General features: G+C 40.2%; 19 protein-coding genes. All 19 read left to right on the top strand.

Annotated elements, in window-relative coordinates:
• The first annotated feature begins 79 nt into the window (after window positions 1-79).
• The 19 genes from A6754_RS13285 (at window position 80) to A6754_RS13195 (ending at window position 22254) form a co-directional block, all read left to right on the top strand.
• On the top strand, window positions 80-1195 hold the full coding sequence (locus tag A6754_RS13285; RefSeq protein ID WP_066446438.1) for a BMP family lipoprotein: 1116 nt from the start codon (window positions 80-82) through the stop codon (window positions 1193-1195).
• Between the two features lie 261 nt (window positions 1196-1456).
• The gene (locus A6754_RS13280; RefSeq protein ID WP_066446435.1) at window positions 1457-2995 is read left to right on the top strand and encodes an ABC transporter ATP-binding protein; all 1539 of its coding nucleotides are present in this window, start codon (window positions 1457-1459) and stop codon (window positions 2993-2995) included.
• Window positions 2988-4034: an ABC transporter permease gene (locus A6754_RS13275; RefSeq protein WP_066451634.1), complete on the top strand. Its 1047-nt coding sequence runs from the start codon at window positions 2988-2990 to the stop codon at window positions 4032-4034. Before A6754_RS13280 ends, A6754_RS13275 begins: the two co-directional genes overlap by 8 nt.
• Window positions 4035-4043: 9 nt before the next feature.
• Entirely contained in the window at window positions 4044-4994 is a 951-nt protein-coding gene (locus A6754_RS13270) for an ABC transporter permease (RefSeq protein WP_082851823.1), read from the top strand.
• A 770-nt stretch (window positions 4995-5764) separates the two neighbouring features.
• Window positions 5765-7048 (top strand): EF-P 5-aminopentanol modification-associated protein YfmF, encoded by a 1284-nt coding sequence (gene yfmF, locus A6754_RS13265; RefSeq protein ID WP_066446430.1) that lies wholly within the window; start codon window positions 5765-5767, stop codon window positions 7046-7048.
• A complete protein-coding gene (gene yfmH, locus A6754_RS13260) occupies window positions 7048-8337 on the top strand; it encodes an EF-P 5-aminopentanol modification-associated protein YfmH (protein WP_066446428.1) in 1290 nt (429 codons plus the stop codon). The genes yfmF and yfmH overlap by 1 nt, the downstream gene beginning before the upstream one ends.
• A 207-nt stretch (window positions 8338-8544) precedes the next feature.
• On the top strand, window positions 8545-9267 hold the full coding sequence (gene ymfI, locus A6754_RS13255; protein WP_066446421.1) for an elongation factor P 5-aminopentanone reductase: 723 nt from the start codon (window positions 8545-8547) through the stop codon (window positions 9265-9267).
• Window positions 9268-9382: 115 nt separating this feature from the next.
• The gene (locus A6754_RS13250; protein WP_066446418.1) at window positions 9383-9640 is read left to right on the top strand and encodes a DUF3243 domain-containing protein; all 258 of its coding nucleotides are present in this window, start codon (window positions 9383-9385) and stop codon (window positions 9638-9640) included.
• A gap of 220 nt (window positions 9641-9860) precedes the next feature.
• Entirely contained in the window at window positions 9861-10652 is a 792-nt protein-coding gene (locus tag A6754_RS13245; RefSeq protein ID WP_066446417.1) for a DUF3388 domain-containing protein, read from the top strand.
• Window positions 10653-10672: 20 nt separating this feature from the next.
• The gene (locus A6754_RS13240; RefSeq protein WP_066446416.1) at window positions 10673-11593 is read left to right on the top strand and encodes a helix-turn-helix domain-containing protein; all 921 of its coding nucleotides are present in this window, start codon (window positions 10673-10675) and stop codon (window positions 11591-11593) included.
• Between the two features lie 66 nt (window positions 11594-11659).
• A complete protein-coding gene (gene pgsA / locus A6754_RS13235; protein WP_066446413.1) occupies window positions 11660-12241 on the top strand; it encodes a CDP-diacylglycerol--glycerol-3-phosphate 3-phosphatidyltransferase in 582 nt (193 codons plus the stop codon).
• Between the two features lie 21 nt (window positions 12242-12262).
• Window positions 12263-13501, top strand: a complete 1239-nt coding sequence (locus A6754_RS13230; RefSeq protein ID WP_066446411.1) for a competence/damage-inducible protein A — start codon at window positions 12263-12265, stop codon at window positions 13499-13501.
• A gap of 308 nt (window positions 13502-13809) precedes the next feature.
• Window positions 13810-14847 carry a recombinase RecA gene (gene recA / locus A6754_RS13225; protein WP_066446409.1) on the top strand — a complete coding sequence of 346 codons (1038 nt, stop codon included), beginning with the start codon at window positions 13810-13812 and terminating at the stop codon, window positions 14845-14847.
• 388 nt (window positions 14848-15235) lie between these two features.
• Window positions 15236-16795, top strand: coding sequence for a ribonuclease Y (gene rny / locus A6754_RS13220; RefSeq protein ID WP_066446406.1), 1560 nt, complete (start codon window positions 15236-15238; stop codon window positions 16793-16795).
• A gap of 196 nt (window positions 16796-16991) precedes the next feature.
• Window positions 16992-17789, top strand: a complete 798-nt coding sequence (locus A6754_RS13215) for a TIGR00282 family metallophosphoesterase (RefSeq protein ID WP_066446404.1) — start codon at window positions 16992-16994, stop codon at window positions 17787-17789.
• Between the two features lie 234 nt (window positions 17790-18023).
• Window positions 18024-18284, top strand: coding sequence for a stage V sporulation protein SpoVS (gene spoVS / locus A6754_RS13210; RefSeq protein ID WP_066446403.1), 261 nt, complete (start codon window positions 18024-18026; stop codon window positions 18282-18284).
• A gap of 164 nt (window positions 18285-18448) precedes the next feature.
• The gene (locus A6754_RS13205) at window positions 18449-19372 is read left to right on the top strand and encodes a dipeptidase (RefSeq protein ID WP_066446397.1); all 924 of its coding nucleotides are present in this window, start codon (window positions 18449-18451) and stop codon (window positions 19370-19372) included.
• A 278-nt stretch (window positions 19373-19650) separates the two neighbouring features.
• Window positions 19651-21387: a 2-oxoacid:acceptor oxidoreductase subunit alpha gene (locus A6754_RS13200; RefSeq protein ID WP_066446394.1), complete on the top strand. Its 1737-nt coding sequence runs from the start codon at window positions 19651-19653 to the stop codon at window positions 21385-21387.
• On the top strand, window positions 21388-22254 hold the full coding sequence (locus tag A6754_RS13195; RefSeq protein ID WP_066446391.1) for a 2-oxoacid:ferredoxin oxidoreductase subunit beta: 867 nt from the start codon (window positions 21388-21390) through the stop codon (window positions 22252-22254).
• Window positions 22255-22286: the final 32 nt, after the last annotated feature.

Here is a 22286-nt window from a genome sequence, read left to right as displayed (position 1 = left end):
TTGGGTCTGATTCAATATCATTCATGAGCCTTGGATATACTACTAATATCAAAAACAATTTCTTTAGGGGGTACAAACGTTGAAAAAGCGCAAATTTGGTTTAGCAATGTCGCTAGTCCTAGCAGCAGGTACATTTTTAAGTGCTTGTGGCGGCGGTGAAGGAAACGATGCAGCCGACGGAGATAACGGTGGCGGAGATAGCACTGAAAATAACTTTACAGTTGCAATGGTAACAGATGTCGGTGGTGTTGATGATAAATCATTCAACCAATCAGCTTGGGAAGGTATTCAAGCATTTGGTGAAGAAAACGGCCTTGAAAAAGGGACTGACGGATACAACTACCTGCAATCTCAATCTGATGCAGACTACTCTACAAACCTAAACAACCTTGTTCGCCAAAAGTTTGACTTAGTATTCGGTATTGGTTTCATGATGGAAGGTGCAGTTAATGAAATTGCACAGCAGCAAGCAGATGCACACTTCTCAATCATTGATGCTGTTGTAGATCAGCCTAACGTAGCAAGCGTTCTTTTCAAAGAGCAAGAAGCTTCTTTCTTAGCTGGTGTTGCTGCAGCACTTACAACTGAAACAAACAAAATCGGTTTCATCGGCGGTATGGAATCTGAAGTTATCGAGCGTTTCGAAGCTGGTTTCCGTGCTGGTGTACAAGCTGTAGATCCTGCGATCACAGTTGATGTTCAATATGCTGGTGCATTCGATAAAGCAGAACTAGGACAAACAATTGCTTCAACAATGTATTCTTCTGATATTGATGTAATTTTCCACGCAGCTGGCGGAACTGGTAACGGTTTATTCAAAGAAGCGCGTGACTTAAAAGCTAACGATCCTGAAAGAAAAATTTGGGCTATCGGTGTTGACTCTGACCAAACAGCTGAAGGTGTAGTTGAAGCAGGCGGAGAAGAGCATAATATCGTATTGACTTCTGCTATGAAGCGCGTTGACGTAGCTGTTCAAGACGTTGCTAAACATGCAATGGATGGGGACTTCCCTGGCGGCGAAACAACAACTTACGGTTTAGCTCAAGATGGTGTTGGTCTAGCTCCTCTTAACGAAGAACTAGAAAACAAAGCAGACATCGAAACTGCTGTAAATGAGTGGATCGAAAAAATCAAAGCTGGTGATTTAACAATCCCTGGCACACTTGCTGAATTAGAAACTTTCTCAGCAGAGTAATGATACAACAAAGGAATAAGCGGTAGCCTGTTTTCGCCGCTTATTCCTTTTTTAAGGAAAAAAACGAAGTTGTCCCAATATTTTAACAGTAAAAAGTTAATTGAAGGTCAGAATTCGATCTTTACTCTGCCTTTCACTTAGCTGTTTACAACTAAATGAAATAAGGAAGTAAACTTGGCGCAGGCCAGGTTTTTATATGAGGCGGCAAGGTCTGACCTCTAACTACTAAATGTCCCCTTAATAAAGTGAGGAGTGAAAAAGATGGAATACGTGATCGAGATGCTTAACATCCGAAAAGAGTTTCCAGGCATCGTAGCAAATGATAACATTACGCTGCAGCTGAAACAGGGAGAAATACATGCATTATTAGGTGAAAATGGTGCAGGTAAATCAACGTTAATGAACGTTCTATTCGGTCTTTATCAGCCAGAAAAAGGCGAAATTAAAGTGAATGGAAAGCCTGTTCAAATCACCAACCCTAACATTGCAAATGAATTGGGAATAGGTATGGTGCATCAGCACTTTATGCTTGTCGATAAATTCACTGTAACTGAAAACATTATCTTAGGTAAAGAAACAACATCTGGTGGACGAATTGATATTAAGAAAGCGGAAAAGGATGTACGCGAGATTTCTGAAAAATATGGCCTTGCTGTGGATCCACAGGCATATATTTCTGATATTTCTGTAGGTATGCAGCAAAGGGTAGAGATTTTAAAAACGCTTTACCGCGGCGCAGAAATTTTAATATTTGACGAACCGACAGCTGTATTAACTCCTCAGGAAATTAAAGAGTTAATTCAGATTATGAAAACGCTCATTAAAGAAGGTAAATCTATTATTCTTATTACACACAAACTAAAAGAAATCATGGAAGTTTGTGATCGTGTAACCGTAATCCGAAAAGGTGTAGGGATTGGTACTGTAAATGTAAGTGAAACCAACCCGAATGATCTTGCCAGCTTAATGGTTGGGCGTGAAGTAACCTTTAAAACGGAAAAAACAGAAGCGAAACCAGAACAAGGCGTTCTGGAAATTAAGAGTCTGAATGTAAAAGACTCCCGTGGTCTTCCTGCTGTAAATAACTTGAATTTAGAAGTCAAGGCTGGAGAAATTGTAGGAATTGCCGGAGTAGATGGAAATGGACAATCAGAACTGATCGAAGCGATCACAGGATTAAGAAAGTCTGAAAGCGGTTCAATTAAGCTGAACGGCAAAGAAATTATCAATATGCCGCCAAGAAAAGTAACTGAAGCTGGCACGGGCCATATTCCTCAAGACCGTCATAAACACGGACTTGTCTTAGATTATCCGATTGGTGCAAATATTGCGCTGCAAACGTATTATAAGCGGCCGTTTTCTAAAGGCGGAGTACTGAATTACAAAGAAATTTATAAAAAAGCGAAGAGCTTAATTAAAGAATACGATGTTCGTACACCTAGTGAGTATACACTAGCACGTGCATTATCAGGCGGTAATCAGCAAAAAGCAATTATTGGTCGTGAAATAGACCGTAATCCTGATTTGCTGATCGCTGCTCAACCAACACGCGGTCTTGATGTTGGAGCAATTGAATTTATTCATAAGCGCCTGATTGAACAGCGCGACAATGGAAAAGCTGTTCTGTTAATCTCATTTGAACTTGATGAAATTATAAATGTAAGTGATAAGATTGCTGTTATTTATGAAGGAGAAATTGTCGCTATCGTTGATCCTAAAACAACTACTGAACAAGAATTAGGATTGCTGATGGCTGGTTCGAACCAGAAGAAAGAAGGTGTGCAGCATGCAGATGTCTAATCGCACAAAGAATATTATTGTTCCAATTATCGCTGTATTACTGGGAATACTAGTAGGAACAATTATTATGCTCATTACTGGCTATGATCCAGTTGCAGCCTTTGGAGCTTTATGGAATGGTGCTTTTGGTGATTCTTACTTTACAGGGGAGACAATCAGACAAATCACACCATACATTTTAGCCGGTCTAGCCGTTGCATTTGCTTTTAGAACAGGCCTATTTAACATAGGGGTTGAAGGGCAATTAATTGTCGGCTGGCTTGCAGCAGTTTGGGTTGGGGTTGCTTTTGAACTGCCTAAAGTTATTCACTTGCCATTGGCAGTCTTAGCTGGTGCAGCAGCAGGGGCATTATGGGCATTTATCCCAGGCCTTTTAAAGGCGAGATTTAGAGTCCATGAGGTTATTGTCACCATCATGATGAACTATGTCGCGTTGCATGTTACTAACTATATCATTCGTTCTGTGCTAGCAGAATCAAGTGACAGAACAGAATTAGTTCATCAGAGTGCTTCACTGCGTTCACCGTTCTTTGAAAGTTTAACTGACTACTCCCGTCTTCACTGGGGAATTTTTATAGCACTTATTTGCGTATTTATCATGTGGTTCATTCTTGAGAAAACGTCAAGAGGTTATGAGTTAAAAGCTGTTGGATTTAACCAGCATGCGTCTGAATATGCGGGCATGAATGTAAAATCTAATATCATTATGTCTATGGTCATCTCAGGTGCCTTTGCAGGTCTTGCAGGTGCTATGGAAGGGCTTGGAACATTTGGATATGCAGCCACAAAAGGCGGCTTTACCGGGGTTGGATTTGACGGAATTGCTGTTGCCTTGCTTGGTGCAAATGGACCAATTGGAATTATCTTAGCCGCTATTTTATTCGGAAGCTTAAAAGTAGGTGCACTAAACATGCCGCTTGAAGCTGGGGTACCGAATGAACTCGTAGACATTATTATCGCTTTAATTGTTTTCTTCGTAGCTGCAAGCTACATGATTCGCATGTTTATTGATCGTATTAGTAAAAAGGGGGTGAAGTAAGTGAGCTTCATGGATATATTAGTTATCATTATTCCGTCCACTTTATTATGGGCAGCTCCACTTATTTTCACTGCATTAGGCGGAACCTTTTCAGAGCGTTCCGGCGTAGTAAACATTGGTTTAGAAGGTTTAATGGTTATCGGAGCCTTTTCGGCGATTGTATTTAACTTAACCTTTGATGATGCACTTGGCGCTTGGACTCCATGGGTATCACTACTGGTCGCAATGGCTGTTGGAGCATTATTTTCTCTCATTCATGCTGTTGCTTCCATTACGTTTCGTGCTGACCAGACTGTATCCGGTGTTGCGATCAACCTATTGGCTGTCGGGGTTTCCTTATTCCTTGTTAAATTCTTTTATGATAAAGGTCAAACCGACATTATTCAAAAAGGATTTAGTAAAACGGATATACCATTCCTAAGTGATATACCTGTTATTGGAGAATTATTCTTCTCAAACACTTACTATACTTCGTTTGTTGCAATCTTCGTTGCGGTGATTGCGTGGTTTATCATCTATAAAACACCTTTTGGTCTGCGTCTTCGTGCAGTTGGGGAACATCCGATGGCAGCAGATACAATGGGGATTAATGTTACGAAAATCCGCTATATTGCGGTTGTTCTCTCTGGTGCACTTGGAGGAATTGGCGGCGGAGTTTACGCTCAGTCTATATCATCCGATTTTGGACATGCTACTATCAGCGGACAAGGGTTCATGGCTCTTGCAGCGATGATCTTCGGTAAATGGCATCCGCTTGGTGCCATGGGTGCAGCTCTATTCTTTGGATTTGCGCAAAGTTTAAGCATCATCGGCAACAGCTTGCCGTTCTTGGAAAACATTCCAAATGTCTACTTATTAATCGCACCATATGTGTTAACAATCTTAGCACTTACAGGATTTATCGGCCGTGCCGATGCACCTAAAGCTTCTGGTGTGCCTTATATTAAAGGAAGCAGATAATAAGTAAGTCAAATAAATTATAGCCGGATGATTATTCTTTAATCATTCGGCTTTTTTGTTTTTAGTAATCAACTACAAATGGGTGGCAATCGGAAGATTTTTTCTTCCTGCTATTTAGATGAAGGAATCTGTGTGGAGTGGAAAATAAGCGGAGATTTTACGCTTATTTTCAAAATTGTGCTATTTTCGGGCCAAATAAGCGGAGAATTTCCGGTTAAGGGGGGGAAAATCGCCTATTTGCACGTTTTTCGGTTAGATAGTCGGAATTTCTCCGTCTATTTAAGCCATTTTTAAGTGATTTTAAGAAATAAGCGGAATTCTTCCGCTTATTTATAAGATTTGTAATCCTGGTGTTTTTGAGGGCGAGAATCCTTAACTCCGCACATATTTCACCGTAGAAAGCGTGGAACAGCAGTACCACTGCACCGGCTGTTTAAATAGGTTTAATTTAATAATCCGCGTTTTAAAATCATGATTCCCTCCTGTTTGTAAGCCCTAAAAAAAACTGCTTCAACCTCCCCTTAAAAACTTCAAAACGCCGTCCTAAACCCTAATTCTTGATGTGTGGAAATGATTAGCATATGATAAAAAGACAATGCTGAGGTTAGCAGAAAATATCTCTTCGCTTTTGTACATATAATAAGAAAAGATGTGTTCAAAACCTGTGCTTGGTAAACACTGTGTTATGTATAATTGCAATTTATTATCTTTAAGATGATAAATTTTAACTTATTATGGAGAAACTGAGCCTATATAAAGGAGGAAGATACATGAGCGTTATTGATGAAAAGGTACAGCAGCTAAAAGGCTTTAAGCTGCATACGGTGAAGACCGCAAAATTTAAAACCAATACGATTGTCTGGAAAATGAAATCTCCATTAAAAAAAGAGACGGTGACAGCAAGATCGCTTTTGCCTCATGTACTGCAAAGCAATAGTGAGAAATATCCGACAACAGCTAAGCTTCGATCATACTTAGATGAACTTTATGGTGCATCCCTTTTTACAGACCTTTCCAAAAAAGGCGAATACCATGTGATGAGTTTTTCTCTTGAAATCGCCAATGAAAAGTTTCTATCAGATCAAACGCCATTATTAAAACAGGCATTTGATTTTCTGGCTAATATACTTACTTCTCCAAACACAAGCGGGAGCGCTTTTGATGCCAGCACAGTAGAAAATGAGAAAAGATCATTAAAGCAGAGAATTCAGGCTGTATACGATGATAAAATGCGTTATGCTAACTATCGGCTTGTTCAGGAAATGTGCAAAGAGGAACCTTATGCTCTACATGTGCATGGACAAATTGATGATGTTGATGCGATCACACCTGAAAGTCTATATGCCTATTATGAAACGGCTTTAAAAGAAGATGAATTGGATCTATATGTGATTGGTGATATTGATGAAAATGAAGTGGCAGCATATGCAAATGAACTGCTTCAATTTTCTGATCGTACACCGCAAGTTATGGACGTACGTCAAACTTCAATCAAGAAAGCGGATACGCATACGGTGAAGGAAGAGCAGGATGTAAAGCAAGGAAAGCTGAATATTGGTTATCGCACAAACATCCTTTATGGTGAAAAAGAGTATTATGCTCTGCAGATTTTCAATGGCATCTTTGGCGGATTTTCACATTCGAAGCTGTTTTTAAATGTGCGGGAAAAAGCCAGTTTAGCTTATTATGTAGCAAGCAGGCTGGAAAGTCATAAAGGCTTGATGATGGTAATGTCAGGGATTGATAACGGCAAATATGATCAAGCAGTCGGCATTATTGAAGAACAAATGAAGGCAATGAAAAACGGTGAATTTACAGAAGCTGAAATCGATCAAACCAAAGCGGTCATCAAAAATCAATTGCTTGAAACGGTAGACACCGCTCGGGGGGCAATAGAAGTACTCTATCATAATGTCGTTTCCGAGCATTCCGTTTCGCTGGATGAATGGCTCACAGGCATGGATGCTGTTACAAAAGAGGATATTGTTGCAGCAGCAGAAAAATGTGAATTGGATACCGTTTATTTCTTATATGGAAAGGGGGAGGCAAACTAATGGAAAAACTAACGTTTAATCAGCTGCAAGAAGATCTTTACTATGAAAAACAAAGCAATGGCCTGGATGTATATATTTTACCGAAAAAGGGCTTTAATAAAACGTTTGCTACATTTACAACAAAATATGGTTCAATCGACAATCATTTTCTGCCTCATGGAAAAGATGAATATGTCAAAGTTCCGGATGGAATTGCTCATTTTCTTGAACATAAGCTATTTGAAAAAGAAAAAGAGGATGTATTTCAGCAGTTTAGCCGCCAAGGAGCATCTGCTAATGCTTTTACATCGTTTACAAGAACCGCCTACCTCTTTTCAAGTACATCTAATGTAGAAAAAAACTTAGAAACCTTAATTGATTTTGTGCAGGAGCCCTATTTTACTGAAGCTACGGTTGAGAAGGAAAAGGGGATTATCGGCCAGGAAATTACAATGTATGATGACAATCCGGACTGGCGCCTTTACTTTGGCCTAATTGAAAATATGTTTAGCACACATCCGGTGAAGATTGATATTGCGGGTACAATTGAATCGATCTCACATATTACAAAAGATATGTTATATGAGTGCTACAATACATTCTATCACCCAAGCAATATGCTCTTGTTTATCGTTGGAACAGTTGATCCTGATGAAATCATGAATTTGGTGCGCACCAATCAGAATGCAAAGGATTATAAGGAACAGCCAGCGATTCAGCGCAAATTTGATGAAGAACCTGCAGCTAGTGACACGAAGAAAAGAGTCATGAAGATGAATGTGCAGACTTCAAAATGTCTTGTAGGAATAAAAAGTCATGAAACCGCTCAAAACGGTGAGCAAATGCTAAAGCACGAATTAAGCTTAAATATTCTCCTGGATATCATTTTCGGTAAAAGCTCAGAAAACTACAATGAGCTTTATAGTAAAGGGCTTATCGATGACACATTTTCCTTTGATTACACGCAAGAGCAAGGCTTTGGATTTGCCATGGTGGGCGGAGACACTCCAGATGCAGATCGTTTAGCCGATACGCTTGAAACCATGCTTTTAAAAGCAAAAGAAAAAGGACAATTGACAGAGGAAAGCCTGCAGCGTACAAAAAAGAAAAAGATTGGTGCATTCTTAAGAGCGATTAACTCGCCAGAATACATTGCAAACCAATTTACAAGATATGCTTTCAATGACATGAAGCTATTTGAAGTCGTGCCAATGCTTGAAAGCATTACTTTAGAGGATGTAGAGCAGGCAGCTTCCAGATTTATTGAAGAAGATCGCTTTACCGTTTTTCAAGTTTTGCCGAAAGCATAAGAGCTGTACTAAAAAGGGAGGAAACTCCCTTTTTTTGTACTTTCAGAAGTGTAAATTGACTGTCTGGAGAATTGCGTATGACAGCTGTTAAATAGTCAATTGTTTGTTTTATACCGCATGCCAAATAAGCATGTTTTCATGCAGTCTCATTTCAATTGAATCTTATGTTAGAATACCTATGATGATGTTTTTTGGAGTGAACTACATATGAAAAAATTTGCATTAGTAACCGGTGCGAGCGGCGGGATTGGTCAAGCAGTCTGCCGGGAGCTTGCCCGAAATGGCTATTCATTGTATTTGCATTATAATCAGAACGCTGCGCCAATTGAAAGCTTACTGCAGGAATTTGCTGCATACGGCGGGGAATATATCCCCATTCAAGCGGATCTTTCTGAAAGCGGAGGCTATAAAAAAATTGCTGCAGACATTTTCTCCCTTGATGAAATTGTTATTACGAGCGGAACTGCGCACTATGGGCTGTTTACAGATATTACAGCTCAGGATGCTGAGAACATGATGTATGTACACGCAACTGCACCGATGCTATTAACAAAAGAACTTTTGCCTAAGCTTATTACGAAGGGCTCAGGAAGCATTACAATTATTTCTTCGATATGGGGTCAGACAGGCAGTGCTTGTGAAGTTCTTTATTCGGCTGCTAAGGGTGCACAAATAGCTTTTGTAAAAGCGCTGAGCAAGGAGCTGGCTTTAAGCGGGGTCCGTGTAAATACAGTTGCGCCAGGAGCTATTTCAACAAATATGATGTCTGGTTTTTCTGAAGAAGATATAGCAGACATCCAAGAAGATATTCCAATGGGAAGACTTGGGACTGCCCAGAATATAGCAGATGCGGTGCAATTTTTACTATCTGAAAAAGCATCCTATATAACTGGACAAGTGATTGCTGTCAACGGCGGCTGGTATACATAAGACCACCTTGTCAAAAAGTTGTCATTTTATCCGTTATTCCTTATTGTACTTGATGAATATTTTCTCTCCTCTGAATGCAAAATAGTATTGTATTACCATTAAGGAGGGATTTGACATGTCAGTACTTGATAATTGGCAACAATGGAAGGACTTCCTTGCTGATCGTCTTCATCAAGGTGAGCATCAAGGAATGGGCAAAGATACAATAAATAACGTTGCTTTCGAAATCGGTGACTATCTGGCTAAGCAAGTTGAACCTAAAAATGACCAGGAACGCATCTTAGCGGATCTATGGTCTGTGGCTGATCAACAGGAACAACATGCGATTGCCAACATGATGGTTAAGCTTGTTGAAAACAAAGGCACAAAGTAATGCATTGCTGAAAAAAAGAGAGGGCATCCTCTCTTTTTTCTTTTATATGTCTTCCGGCAGAAAACCTTCAACTATTAATAATCCTTTATCATTAGCGTTTTTCCTTTCATCTTTATTGGAAATCATATATTATAGAAGCTAGATGAAATAGAGGCATAAAAAGGATCTATTAAAAATCTTATTATTTCAGATGCTTGGCTAGTTTTAGGAGGTTTTTTCTGTGGAAAAGAAAGAATGGTACCTCGAATATGAAATTGTGATAAACAGGCCGGGTCTGCTCGGGGATATTTCCTCGCTCTTGGGGATGCTGTCCATAAATATTGTGACAATTAATGGGGTAGATGAAGGACGAAGAGGGCTGCTAATTTTAGCAGAGGATGACGAGCAAATCGTCAGGCTTGAGTCAATTTTACATACAATGGATACAATAAAAGTAATTAAAATTCGGGAGCCAAAGCTGCGTGATCGCCTTGCGGTTCGTCACGGGCGATACATACAGAGAGATGCTGATGATAAAAAGACGTTCCGCTTCGAAAGAAAGGAACTTGGTCTTTTGGTTGACTTTATGGCAGAATTGTTTAAGCAGGAAGGGCATAAACTGATTGGCATTCGGGGCATGCCGCGTGTTGGAAAAACAGAGTCAATCGTTGCGTCAAGTGTTTGTGCGAATAAACGCTGGCTATTTGTTTCTTCCACCCTTTTAAAGCAAACGATTCGCAATCAGCTGATTGATGATGAGTATAATGCAGATAATTTATTCATCATCGATGGAATAGTCTCAACACGCCGTGCCAATGAGCGTCATTGGCAGCTGGTCAGAGAAATTATGAGGCTTCCATCTATTAAAGTGATTGAGCATCCGGATATTTTTGTGCAAAATACAGAATATACCCTTAATGACTTTGATTATATTATTGAACTGCGTCATGAGCCAAACGAAGAAATTAAATATGATGTAGTGGACAAAAACAGTATGTTCTCTGAATCTGCTTTTGGAGACTTTGATTTTTAGTACGTTGGAAGGTGTTTAAAATGACAGAACTAGGCAATCGATTGAAAGAAGCCCGTCTCGCAAAGGGCATGAGTCTTGATGACCTGCAGACGGCAACCAAGATTCAAAAAAGATATTTAGTTGGCATTGAAGAAGGCAATTATAGTGTCATGCCGGGTAAATTTTATGTTCGAGCATTTATTAAACAGTATGCAGAGGTTGTCGGCCTGCATCCTGAAGAACTCTTTGAGGAATTTAAAAGTGATATCCCAACTGCTATGAATGAGGATATCCCAGAAAAACTATCAAGAGTTCAGACAAGGAAAGATATTTCAGGAGGCACTTCAAAGTTTTTTGAAATCCTTCCGAAGGTGTTAATCGCCGTATTTGTAGTCGGTGTATTTGCCGTTGTTTATTATTTCTATGAACAGTTTTCTGGAAATAATGCAACAGATCCTGCTGAACCTGAGAATACTCCAAGTGTAAATGTGGAGAATAACCTGCCTGAGGATACCGATGAAAATAATGGTTCAGACGAAAATGAAGCCGAAGATGGCACTGGGGAAGATGCAGAGCAAGAAGAACCGGTTGAAGAACCAGTTGAAGAACCAGAATCTCCTGCCCAAGAAGTAACGGTTGCAGAAACGAATGGCCAATATACAACATACGAGTTGAAAAATACGGACAAGTTCGAACTGAAGCTTGTTTCCACAGGTGAAACTTGGGTGAATATCAAAAACGGCAAAGATTATTCCTTCTTTCAGGGAATGCTGGTAGCTGGAGATGAAGCAAACTCAACGAAAACCGTCGATCTGACAAAAGAAGAGGCAGCTGTGCTTGTTATTGGAAACTCTTCTAACACAGAAATATACATTAATGATGAGAAAATTGAGTATGCTGTCTCACCAAGTGATTTTGTGCGGCAGGATATTACCATCCGCAACAGTGCGGATACTGAATAGTCATCAATCTGATGGCTATTTTCTCATGCTTTAAAATGGTGAAGTTATTACTACTGGAGGTTTAAGATGAATCTGCCTAATAAAATTACGATATCTAGAATACTGTTAATTCCTTTGTTTTTAATTATTATGGTTTACGATTTTTCATGGGGTGAAATTTCGCTCCTAGGCGTTGATCATTTGCCTGTTACGCATTTAGTTGGTGCTCTGCTTTTTATCATCGCATCTACGACAGACTGGATTGATGGCTATATAGCCAGAAAATACAACTTAGTTACCAATCTTGGAAAGTTTTTAGATCCGCTAGCAGATAAACTGCTTGTTTCGGCAGCGTTAATTGTATTGGTTGAACTGCACCTTGCTCCGTCATGGATTGTGATTATTATTATAAGCCGTGAATTTGCTGTGACAGGACTTCGTCTTATTTTAGCTGGCGGCGGTGAGGTTGTTGCTGCAAACATGCTCGGCAAAATAAAAACATGGGCTCAAATTATTGCTGTTTCAGCATTGCTTCTGCATAATATTATCTTTGAAATGTTTTCGATTCCATTCGATATGATTGCCCTTTGGATTGCCTTAATTTTCACAGTGTGGTCAGGGTGGGATTATTTCGCAAAAAATAAACAGGCATTTGTTAACTCAAAATAAAAGGCAACCGGGGGGAACGGCATGAACGCAGAAATTATTGCGGTTGGATCCGAGCTTTTGCTCGGTCAGATTGTGAATACTAACGCACGGTTTATTTCCAGACAGCTGGCAGACATTGGGGTTAATGTGTATTTTCACACCGCTGTCGGAGACAATCCAGATCGACTGAAGTCAGCGATTGAAATAGCTGAAAACAGAGCTGATCTTATTATTTTTACAGGCGGACTCGGACCTACAAAGGATGATTTAACAAAGGAAACCATTGCTCGTCACCTGAATACAGTTCTGCAAATGGATGATGATGCACTTACGTCGATCGAACAGTATTTTAATAGAACCGGACGTCCAATGACAGAGAATAACAAAAAGCAAGCCCTCATCTTAAAGGGTTCAGAAGTGCTGCCAAATGAGCATGGCATGGCACCGGGAATGATTTATAAAAAAGATGAGTGCTTCTATATGCTGCTTCCAGGGCCTCCAAAGGAAATGGAGCCGATGTTTCTTAAATTTGCTTACCCGTCTCTGCGCTCAAAACTTGGATCTTACGAGGTCATTGCTTCAAGGGTTTTACGCTTTTTCGGTATTGGCGAGGCTATGCTGGAAACTGAAATTGAAGATTTGATTGATGGCCAAAGCAACCCGACCATTGCCCCACTTGCTGGAGATGGAGAAGTTACACTAAGGATTACAGCAAAACATGCTGATCTGCAAGTAGCACATCAGCTGATTGATGAAACAGAAGAGAAGATCAGAAAACGGGTTGGCGAATTTATCTACGGTTATGACGACAGTTCGCTTATGGAAGAGCTGATCAAGCTCCTAAAAGAAAAGGAATTGACCATTGCCGCAGCCGAAAGCTTAACAGGAGGCATGTTTCAGCAGGAGTTCACATCGATCCCTGGTGCTGGCAGCCTGTTAAAAGGCGGAATTGTCTGCTATACAAACGAAGTGAAAGCTAATATTTTACAAGTAAAAGAAGAAACGATTCAAACATGTGGTGTTGTAAGCAGTGAGTGTGCGCTTGAGATGGCTGAAAATGCAGCAAAGCTGATGAACGCAGATGTCGGCATTAGTTTTACTGGCGTTGCCGGACCAGATGAATTAGAAGGACACCCTGTTGGCACAGTCTATATTGGTCTCTATCAAAAAGGGAAAAAGACCAGAGTGGAAAAGTTAAACTTAGGCGGCTCAAGAGCAGCCAATCGCATACGAAGCATAAAATATGGCTGTCACTTTTTGCTGAGCTATATTCAGGAGTAATAAGGAGAGAGGAGTGCAGATTTGCATTCCTTTTCTTTTTAATAAACCGGTATTATACTAGAAACTGCTGCTGTAATGCTTAAATTCAGATAAAAGCAGCTTCTAGCTTTTTTAATCCTTATTATGATAGAAAAACGGCATTTTTCAGCTCGAAAATATGATTTCTGCCTGTAAGACTGGAAATAAAAAAACGAATGAATGTTCGACTTTTTGCTGTACAAACGGATAAAAAACGTTTATAGTAGAGATAGATTCGAGATGAGATAAATGAACAGTTTCGTTCATTCATATAAAAGGAGGAATTTTGAGTGAGTGATCGTCAGGCAGCACTTGAAATGGCATTAAAGCAAATAGAAAAGCAATTTGGTAAAGGTTCAATTATGAAACTGGGCGAGCAGGCAGATCAAAAAGTATCTGCTGTCCCAAGCGGATCCTTGGCGCTTGATGCAGCTCTTGGAATAGGCGGATATCCGCGCGGAAGAATTATTGAAACATACGGCCCAGAAAGCTCAGGTAAAACAACTGTTGCACTTCATGCTATCGCAGAGGTTCAGGCACAAGGCGGACAGGCTGCATTTATTGATGCTGAGCATGCGCTTGATCCGGTATATGCTCAAAAGCTGGGTGTAAACATTGATGAACTGCTATTATCTCAGCCTGATACAGGTGAACAGGCACTTGAGATTGCTGAAGCTCTTGTCCGAAGCGGTGCAGTAGATATTCTAGTAATTGACTCGGTTGCGGCTCTTGTACCAAAAGCTGAGATTGAAGGGGAAATGGGTGACTCCCACGTTGGTTTACAGGCTCGCTTAATGTCCCAGGCACTTCGTAAGCTTTCAGGTGCTATTAATAAATCCAAAACGATTGCTATCTTTATTAACCAGATTCGTGAAAAAGTCGGTGTTATGTTCGGTAACCCTGAGACAACTCCAGGTGGACGTGCTTTAAAGTTCTATTCTACTATTCGTCTGGAAGTGCGCCGTGCTGAAACATTAAAACAAGGCAATGAAATGGTCGGTAACAAGACTAAAATTAAAGTAGTTAAGAATAAAGTTGCTCCTCCATTCCGTGTAGCTGAAGTGGATATCATGTACGGTGAGGGGATTTCTAAAGAAGGAGAAATCATAGATCTTGGCTCTGAAGTTGATATTGTTCAAAAGAGCGGATCATGGTATTCCTACAACGAGGAACGTTTAGGTCAAGGCCGTGAGAACGCGAAGCAGTTCTTAAAAGAAAACCCTGAAATTCGCAAGCAAATTCAGCAGCAAATTCGCGAACACTACGGTTTAGATGCTGAATACACAGTGACAGAGGAAAAAGAACAAGAAGAGTTCGACTTAATTTAAGACGCTAAAGAAGTGGACAAGGTCGATTCGACATTGTCCGCTTTTTCATTTGCTTGAGCTTTTTTATTCCTATTATAAAAGCGATGAACACGATCAAAATTTTTAGGCTAGAAGTGACCCAAAAGGCTGCAGAAAAGTCTATATTTTACTGAAACACGAACAAAGTTTTCAAAAACTGCGAAAATACTTAAATTATCATTCTGTCAAGGACCAGCAGCACTTGACAATAAATTTTCACAGCTTTACAATTAAAATTGTATATTTTACATTTTTTATAAAGTATGAAAAGCGTTTAGAAGCCGCAGTGCTGTACATTTAACTTAACATTATGTACAAGCATCACTTTTAGAAACGTAACAAAAAGTTCATAGCAAGAGGAGGTGAAATGATGGAACCAGTAACAATCATCTCCATTTTGCTTGGCCTAATACTCGGTGCTTTTGTTGGCTATTTTGTTCGTAAATCTATTTCTGAAGCAAAGATCGCAGGTGCTAAAGACGCAGCTGAGCAGATTTTAGAAGACGCTAAGCGTGAAGCTGAAGCGACCAAAAAGGAAGCCCTGCTTGAAGCCAAGGATGATATTCACAAGCTTCGTACAGAGGCTGAACGTGAAGTTCGTGATCGCAGAAATGAACTGCAAAAACAAGAAAATCGTTTACTGCAAAAAGAAGAGAATCTTGACCGTAAGGATGAAACGTTAGATAAACGTGAAGTACAATTAGAAAAGAGGGACGATTCTCTTAGCAAAAGACAACAGCATATAGAAGAGATGGAAAGCAAAGTGGACAAGATGGTACAAGCGCAGCAAACAGAGCTAGAACGCATCTCTGGGTTAACTCGCGAAGAAGCGAAGTCCATCATTTTAGAGCGAACAGAGCAGGAAGTGTCTCACGAAGTCGCTATAATGGTAAAAGAGAGCGAGATTAGAGCAAAAGAAGACGCTGACAAGAAAGCGAAAGAAATTTTGTCACTAGCTATCCAAAGATGTGCAGCTGACCATGTTGCCGAAACAACTGTATCGGTTGTTAATCTGCCAAACGATGAGATGAAGGGCCGAATTATCGGACGTGAAGGACGAAATATCCGCACACTTGAAACATTAACTGGTATTGATTTAATCATTGATGATACACCAGAAGCGGTTATTCTTTCCGGATTTGATCCGATACGCCGTGAGACTGCAAGACTTGCGTTAGACAAGCTTGTACAGGATGGCCGAATTCACCCAGCACGCATCGAAGAAATGGTAGACAAGGCACGCCGTGAAGTAGATGAACATATCCGCGAGATCGGTGAACAAACCACGTTTGAAGTTGGTGTACATGGACTGCATCCAGATTTAATCAAAATCCTTGGACGCTTGAAATTCCGTACAAGCTACGGTCAAAATGTTCTAAAGCATTCAATGGAAGTTGCACAGCTTTCTGGCATGTTAGCAGCAGAGCTTGGGCAGGATGAAACACTGGCACGCCGCGCTGGCTTGCTTCATGATATCGGTAAAGCGATTGACCATGAAGTAGAGGGAAGCCACGTTGAAATCGGTGTTGAGCTTGCTACAAAATATAAAGAACATCCAGTCGTCATCAATAGTATCGCGTCTCACCATGGTGACACAGAACCAACGTCCATCATTGCTGTTCTTGTCGCAGCAGCAGATGCCCTATCAGCTGCACGCCCAGGAGCAAGACGTGAAACACTTGAAAACTATATCCGTCGCCTTGAGAAGCTCGAGGAAATTTCTGAGTCTTATGATGGAGTTGAGAAATCATTTGCCATTCAGGCTGGCCGCGAAATTCGTATAATGGTTAAACCTGAGCAAATAGATGATCTAGAAGCACATAGACTGGCTCGAGATATCCGCAAGAAGATTGAGGAAGAACTGGATTATCCAGGACATATCAAAGTAACAGTGATCCGTGAAACGAGAGCTGTTGAATATGCAAAATAAGCGATGCGTATGCATCGCTTTTTTTGTGCTTACATATAAATGCAAATGCACCTGAGATTTTAGCTATAGTATATTCTTTGCAGCGATTTAATATGTTGATTTCTAAACTAATAAAAAGATAGTGAGATGAAATGCATAAAAGCAGGGAGAAGTGTGCTAAACTTAAAGAGCAAGTACATATTAAGAAGGTGTAAAAATGAGAATTTTGTTTGTAGGAGATGTGGTAGGCTCGTTAGGAAGAGATATGATCAGCGAGTATGTACCCAAATTAAAGGAAAAATATCGTCCCCAGCTGACGATTATCAATGGAGAAAATGCTGCAAGCGGCAGGGGCATCACAGAGAAAATCTATCGGAGCTTTTTAGAAACCGGCGCACAAGCAGTTACGCTTGGCAATCATACATGGGACAATAAAGAAATTTTTGAGTTCATAGATAAAGCCAAATATTTAGTAAGGCCAGCTAATTTTCCAGATAACAACCCGGGACAGGGCATGGTGTTTTTAAAATACAATAATGAGGAAATAGCGGTGATTAGTCTTCAAGGCAGAACTTTTATGGCAGCAAATAATTGCCCATTTGAGAAAGCAGATGAACTGATTGCAATTGCGAAGGAGAGGACCTCAATTATTTTCGTTGATTTTCACGCGGAGGCAACAAGTGAAAAGCAGGCAATGGGCTGGTATTTGGATGGAAGAGTCTCAGCAGTTGTTGGTACTCATACCCATGTGCAAACAGCTGACTGCCGAATTCTGCCTGAAGGAACTGCCTTTATGGCGGATGTAGGCATGACTGGTCCATATGACGCTGTTTTGGGAATGGAAAAAGACGCAGTTCTTAAACGATTCCTTACCGGACTGCCAGTAAGGTTTGAAGTGCCTAAAACAGGACGCTCGCAGCTTAGTGCGGTAATAATTGACTTAGATCAAAAAACAGGTAAAGCGAAAAAAATACAGCCAATCCTTATTAATGATGATCACCCATTTTATTCATAAGCAAAAATCCGTACCTATGAAGGTGCGGTTTTTTTATGGATCCGAATATAGCATTTTCCTTCTTACCTATTTAATCTTCTGCAATCCTTCTAAAAACCAATACTTTTTTTCAATTTTTAGTCCAAGCCGGAATATGTGTTTTCATAAATGAATATAGTAGCAATGGAATGGTTTATATACCTGATGTGTCTTTAAGGGGGCATACAGAGGGGAAAAAATGAGGAGGAGCTAGGAATGGAAATATTAAAAGTTTCAGCAAAATCTAATCCCAATTCTGTAGCTGGTGCGCTTGCTGGAGTGCTGCGTGAAAGAGGAGCAGCAGAAATTCAGGCAATTGGTGCGGGTGCATTGAATCAAGCGGTTAAAGCAGTAGCGATTGCACGCGGATTTGTAGCACCTAGCGGAGTGGATTTAATTTGCATCCCTGCATTTACAGATATTCTCATTGAAGGAGAAGAAAGAACAGCGATCAAACTGATCGTCGAACCGAGATAAAGAAAACTTCATATGGATGTGGCCTGTTTGCCTAACGCAAGCAGGCTTTTTGACACAAGGGAAGAAAAGAGTTATATAAAACAGACGTTGTTTCCTATTAAAATAGAAGGATTAAATCAACTGTTTGTGAAATAAACAAACTTAAAGGAGAGGGCTATACACATATGACTATATTTGATGCTCACTGTGATGTTCTTTGTAAAATGCTAATGAATCCAAAAATTAATTTTCAAAATGATGCCAGTCTGCAAGTTAACATGCATGAGCTTAAACACTCACCCATTAAAGTGCAATGCTTTGCGATTTATGTCCCTGAAGCGGTACATCCAGAATTGAAATTTATTGCTGCACTGCGAATGATTGAAATGTTTTATGAACGCATTATTCACGATAATCCTCATATGAAACTAGTCAAAAGCAAAGCGGATATTCAAAAGCTAAAAGAAGGTGAAGTCGGTGCACTTCTTACACTCGAAGGCTGTGATGCTATATGCAAAGACATCGTGAAATTACAAACCTTGCTTAGACTTGGTGTCACAAGTGTTGGTTTAACTTGGAATTACAGAAACTGTGCTGCTGATGGGGTATTAGAGGAGAATGCAGGCGGGCTGTCACAGTTTGGCAGACAAGTCCTTGCTGTACTAAATGAAAGAAACGTTTGGTGTGATGTTTCACATTTAGCGGAAAAGGGATTTTGGGATGTCATGGAATATGGACAGTTTCCGGTTGCCTCTCACTCGAATTGTTATGCTCTTTGCCAGCATCCGCGAAACTTAAAGGATGATCAAATCAAGGCGCTCATTCAAAAGGATAGTGTGATTGGGCTTACCTTTGTTGCTGATTTTCTGTCAGGGGCGACAACCGCCACCATCGATGATCTGCTCCGCCATCTTGATTACATTTGTTCACTTGGAGGAGAACACCATGTAGGCTTTGGTTCAGACTTTGATGGAACAGAACATATTGTGACTGGTATTGAGCGGGCATCCAATTACGATTATCTTATCAATGTATTGAGCAAATACTATTCACAAACACAACTAGAACAGTTTTTGTTTCAAAATTTCGTTAGCCGCATGCCGATTTAAGATAAATAATGTGAGAATGATAGAAACCTTCCCGAAAATTCAATTTTAGTTTATTCGCAGAAAATACAGAAAATATACTAATATTCTTTTAGAAAATCAGCTGTTATTTGCATAGAAAGTCTTGCTTTTTTATAAGCTTAAGACTAGAATTGAAAGCGTTTAGTACAGTCTGTGCCGCTAATTTTCATCTGCATATGACGGTAATGAACGAATGCATATTTTTTTAAATATCGAATAAATATACATACCTATTAATAATGTTAAAAGGGGTGCAGGACATGATCAATCAGCTTTCATGGAAAGTTGGGGGACAGCAAGGGGAAGGGATTGAAAGCACAGGTGAAATCTTTTCGATTGCGTTGAATCGCTTAGGCTATTATTTATATGGATATCGTCACTTTTCATCCAGAATTAGGGGCGGACATACAAACAACAAAATTCGCGTTAGCACGCACCAGGTTCGCTCAATATCAGATGATTTGGATATACTGGTTGCTTTTGATCAAGAAACAATTGATTTAAATTATCAGGAATTACATGATGGCGGAATCATTATTGCTGATGCAAAATTTGATCCGCAGAAACCAGAAGATACAAATGCTTCTCTATATTCGATCCCATTTACGAGTCTTGCAACTGAATTGGGCACTTCATTAATGAAAAATATGATTGCGGTTGGATCAACATGTGCAGTATTAAACATAGATACAGAGCTTTTTAGAGAAGTAGTTCAAGAGATTTTCGGAAGAAAAGGGCAAAGTGTCGTAGATCGAAATATGGAAGCCATTAAAGCTGGCTTTGATGCGATGAGAGAAGCTCTATCCGGCCAAACAGGCATAATGGAGCTGGCAAAGGCAGATGGCCAGAAACGGTTATTTATGATTGGAAATGATGCTATCGCATTAGGCGCACTAAGTGCTGGTGTGCGTTTTATGGCTGCTTATCCAATCACGCCAGCTTCTGAGATTATGGAATATTTGATTAAAAAACTTCCCGCAGTAGGCGGTTCTGTTATTCAAACAGAAGACGAAATCGCGGCTGTTACGATGTGTATTGGAGCGAATTATGCTGGTGTGCGTGCACTAACAGCCTCTGCCGGACCTGGCCTTTCGCTGAAAATGGAAGCCATTGGCTTATCAGGAATTACTGAAACGCCGCTCGTCATTATTGATACTCAGCGCGGCGGTCCATCGACAGGTCTGCCGACAAAGCAGGAGCAATCCGATTTAATGGCAATGCTTTACGGAACACATGGAGAGATTCCAAAGATTGTCATGGCTCCAAGCACAGTGCAGGAAGCATTCTACGATACAGCAGAAGCATTTAATCTTGCAGAAGAATATCAATGTCCAGTTATAATGTTAACCGATTTACAGCTTTCGTTAGGAAAACAGACGGTTGAGCCGCTTGATCTTAGCCAGGTAGAAATACGCCGAGGCAAGCTGTTTAGTGACGAACTCCCTGAAATTGAAAATAAAGAGTATTTTAAAAGATATGAAGTAACAGAGGATGGTGTTTCACCAAGGGTAATTCCTGGCATGAAGCACGGCATCCACCATGTAACAGGTGTAGAGCATGAGGAAACAGGAAAACCATCTGAATCGCCAGCCAACCGAAAAGCACAGATGGATAAAAGGCTGCGCAAGATTAAGAATATCCGCTTCAATACACCAGTTTATAAAAATACACCACATGAAGAAGCTGATTTGCTGCTTGTTGGATTTAATTCCACAAGAGGGGCAATTGAAGAAGCACAGGAACGATTAGAAGCAGACGGTTTTAAGGTGAATCATGCTCATATCCGTCTTATTCATCCATTCCCTGCAGAAGAACTTTTGCCTCTTGTTCAATCTGCGAAAAAAGTGGTTGTAGTTGAAAATAATGCTACAGGGCAATTGGCAAATATCTTGAAAATGAATGTCGGCTATGCGCAAAAGGTTCATAATCATTTAAAATATGATGGAAATCCATTTTTGCCGCATGAAATTCATTCTGCATGTAAGGAGTTGTTCTAAATGGCGACGTTTAAAGACTTTCGCAACAATGTAAAACCAAACTGGTGCCCTGGCTGTGGCGATTTTTCCGTGCAGGCTGCTATTCAGCGTGCAGCTGCAAACGTTGGCCTTGAACCAGAGAATTTAGCTGTAATTTCAGGAATAGGCTGTTCTGGACGTATTTCCGGCTATATTAACTCCTATGGATTTCATGGAATTCACGGCCGCTGCCTGCCAATTGCTCAAGGAGTGAAAATGGCGAACAGAGATTTAACCGTTATTGCTTCTGGCGGTGATGGAGATGGATTCGCGATTGGGATGGGGCATACAATTCATGCGATCCGCCGTAATGTCAATCTGACGTATATTGTCATGGATAACCAAATTTACGGTCTGACTAAGGGGCAGACGTCACCTCGTTCAGCATCAGGTTTTAAAACAAAGTCAACGCCACAAGGCTCCATTGAACCTGCTATTTCTCCTATGGAAATGGCATTAACAGCAGGAGCAACGTTTGTTGCCCAAAGTTTTTCTACTGATTTAAAAGATTTAACAGCGTTAATTGAAGCTGGGATTAAACATGATGGCTTTTCATTAATCAATGTGTTTAGCCCATGTGTGACATATAACAAAATTAACACCTATGATTGGTTCAAGGAGAATCTGACAAAACTCTCAGGTATTGAAGATTATGATCCTGCTAATCGGGAGCTTGCCATGCAAACACTTATGAAGCATGATGGACTCGTTACAGGGCTTATCTATCAAAACACAGAACAAAAATCCTATCAGGAACTTATAAATGGTTATTCCGAAACGCCGCTTGCACATGCTGATTTAAAGCTTGATCAGGTGCATTTTGACAAACTTGCTGCGGAATTTATGTGACCATCTTTAAACCGCCTTCTTCTGAGGCGGTT

This window comes from Cytobacillus gottheilii, assembly GCF_001636345.1.
Lineage (GTDB): Bacteria > Bacillota > Bacilli > Bacillales > Cytobacillaceae > Cytobacillus > Cytobacillus gottheilii.
Note: the sequence above shows the minus strand (reverse complement) of the source record. Positions and strands in the feature narration are given on the sequence as shown.

Coding starts and splice junctions, on each gene's coding strand:
- spoVS (WP_066446403.1), top strand. CDS start 18,024: ATGGAAATATTAAAAGTTTCAGCAAAATCTAATCCCAATTCTGTAGCT.
- ymfI (WP_066446421.1), top strand. CDS start 8,545: ATGAAAAAATTTGCATTAGTAACCGGTGCGAGCGGCGGGATTGGTCAA.
- A6754_RS13200 (WP_066446394.1), top strand. CDS start 19,651: ATGATCAATCAGCTTTCATGGAAAGTTGGGGGACAGCAAGGGGAAGGG.
- A6754_RS13215 (WP_066446404.1), top strand. CDS start 16,992: ATGAGAATTTTGTTTGTAGGAGATGTGGTAGGCTCGTTAGGAAGAGAT.
- pgsA (WP_066446413.1), top strand. CDS start 11,660: ATGAATCTGCCTAATAAAATTACGATATCTAGAATACTGTTAATTCCT.
- A6754_RS13230 (WP_066446411.1), top strand. CDS start 12,263: ATGAACGCAGAAATTATTGCGGTTGGATCCGAGCTTTTGCTCGGTCAG.
- A6754_RS13240 (WP_066446416.1), top strand. CDS start 10,673: ATGACAGAACTAGGCAATCGATTGAAAGAAGCCCGTCTCGCAAAGGGC.
- A6754_RS13280 (WP_066446435.1), top strand. CDS start 1,457: ATGGAATACGTGATCGAGATGCTTAACATCCGAAAAGAGTTTCCAGGC.
- A6754_RS13195 (WP_066446391.1), top strand. CDS start 21,388: ATGGCGACGTTTAAAGACTTTCGCAACAATGTAAAACCAAACTGGTGC.
- A6754_RS13250 (WP_066446418.1), top strand. CDS start 9,383: ATGTCAGTACTTGATAATTGGCAACAATGGAAGGACTTCCTTGCTGAT.
- A6754_RS13270 (WP_082851823.1), top strand. CDS start 4,044: ATGGATATATTAGTTATCATTATTCCGTCCACTTTATTATGGGCAGCT.
- A6754_RS13275 (WP_066451634.1), top strand. CDS start 2,988: ATGTCTAATCGCACAAAGAATATTATTGTTCCAATTATCGCTGTATTA.
- rny (WP_066446406.1), top strand. CDS start 15,236: ATGGAACCAGTAACAATCATCTCCATTTTGCTTGGCCTAATACTCGGT.
- yfmH (WP_066446428.1), top strand. CDS start 7,048: ATGGAAAAACTAACGTTTAATCAGCTGCAAGAAGATCTTTACTATGAA.
- yfmF (WP_066446430.1), top strand. CDS start 5,765: ATGAGCGTTATTGATGAAAAGGTACAGCAGCTAAAAGGCTTTAAGCTG.
- A6754_RS13205 (WP_066446397.1), top strand. CDS start 18,449: ATGACTATATTTGATGCTCACTGTGATGTTCTTTGTAAAATGCTAATG.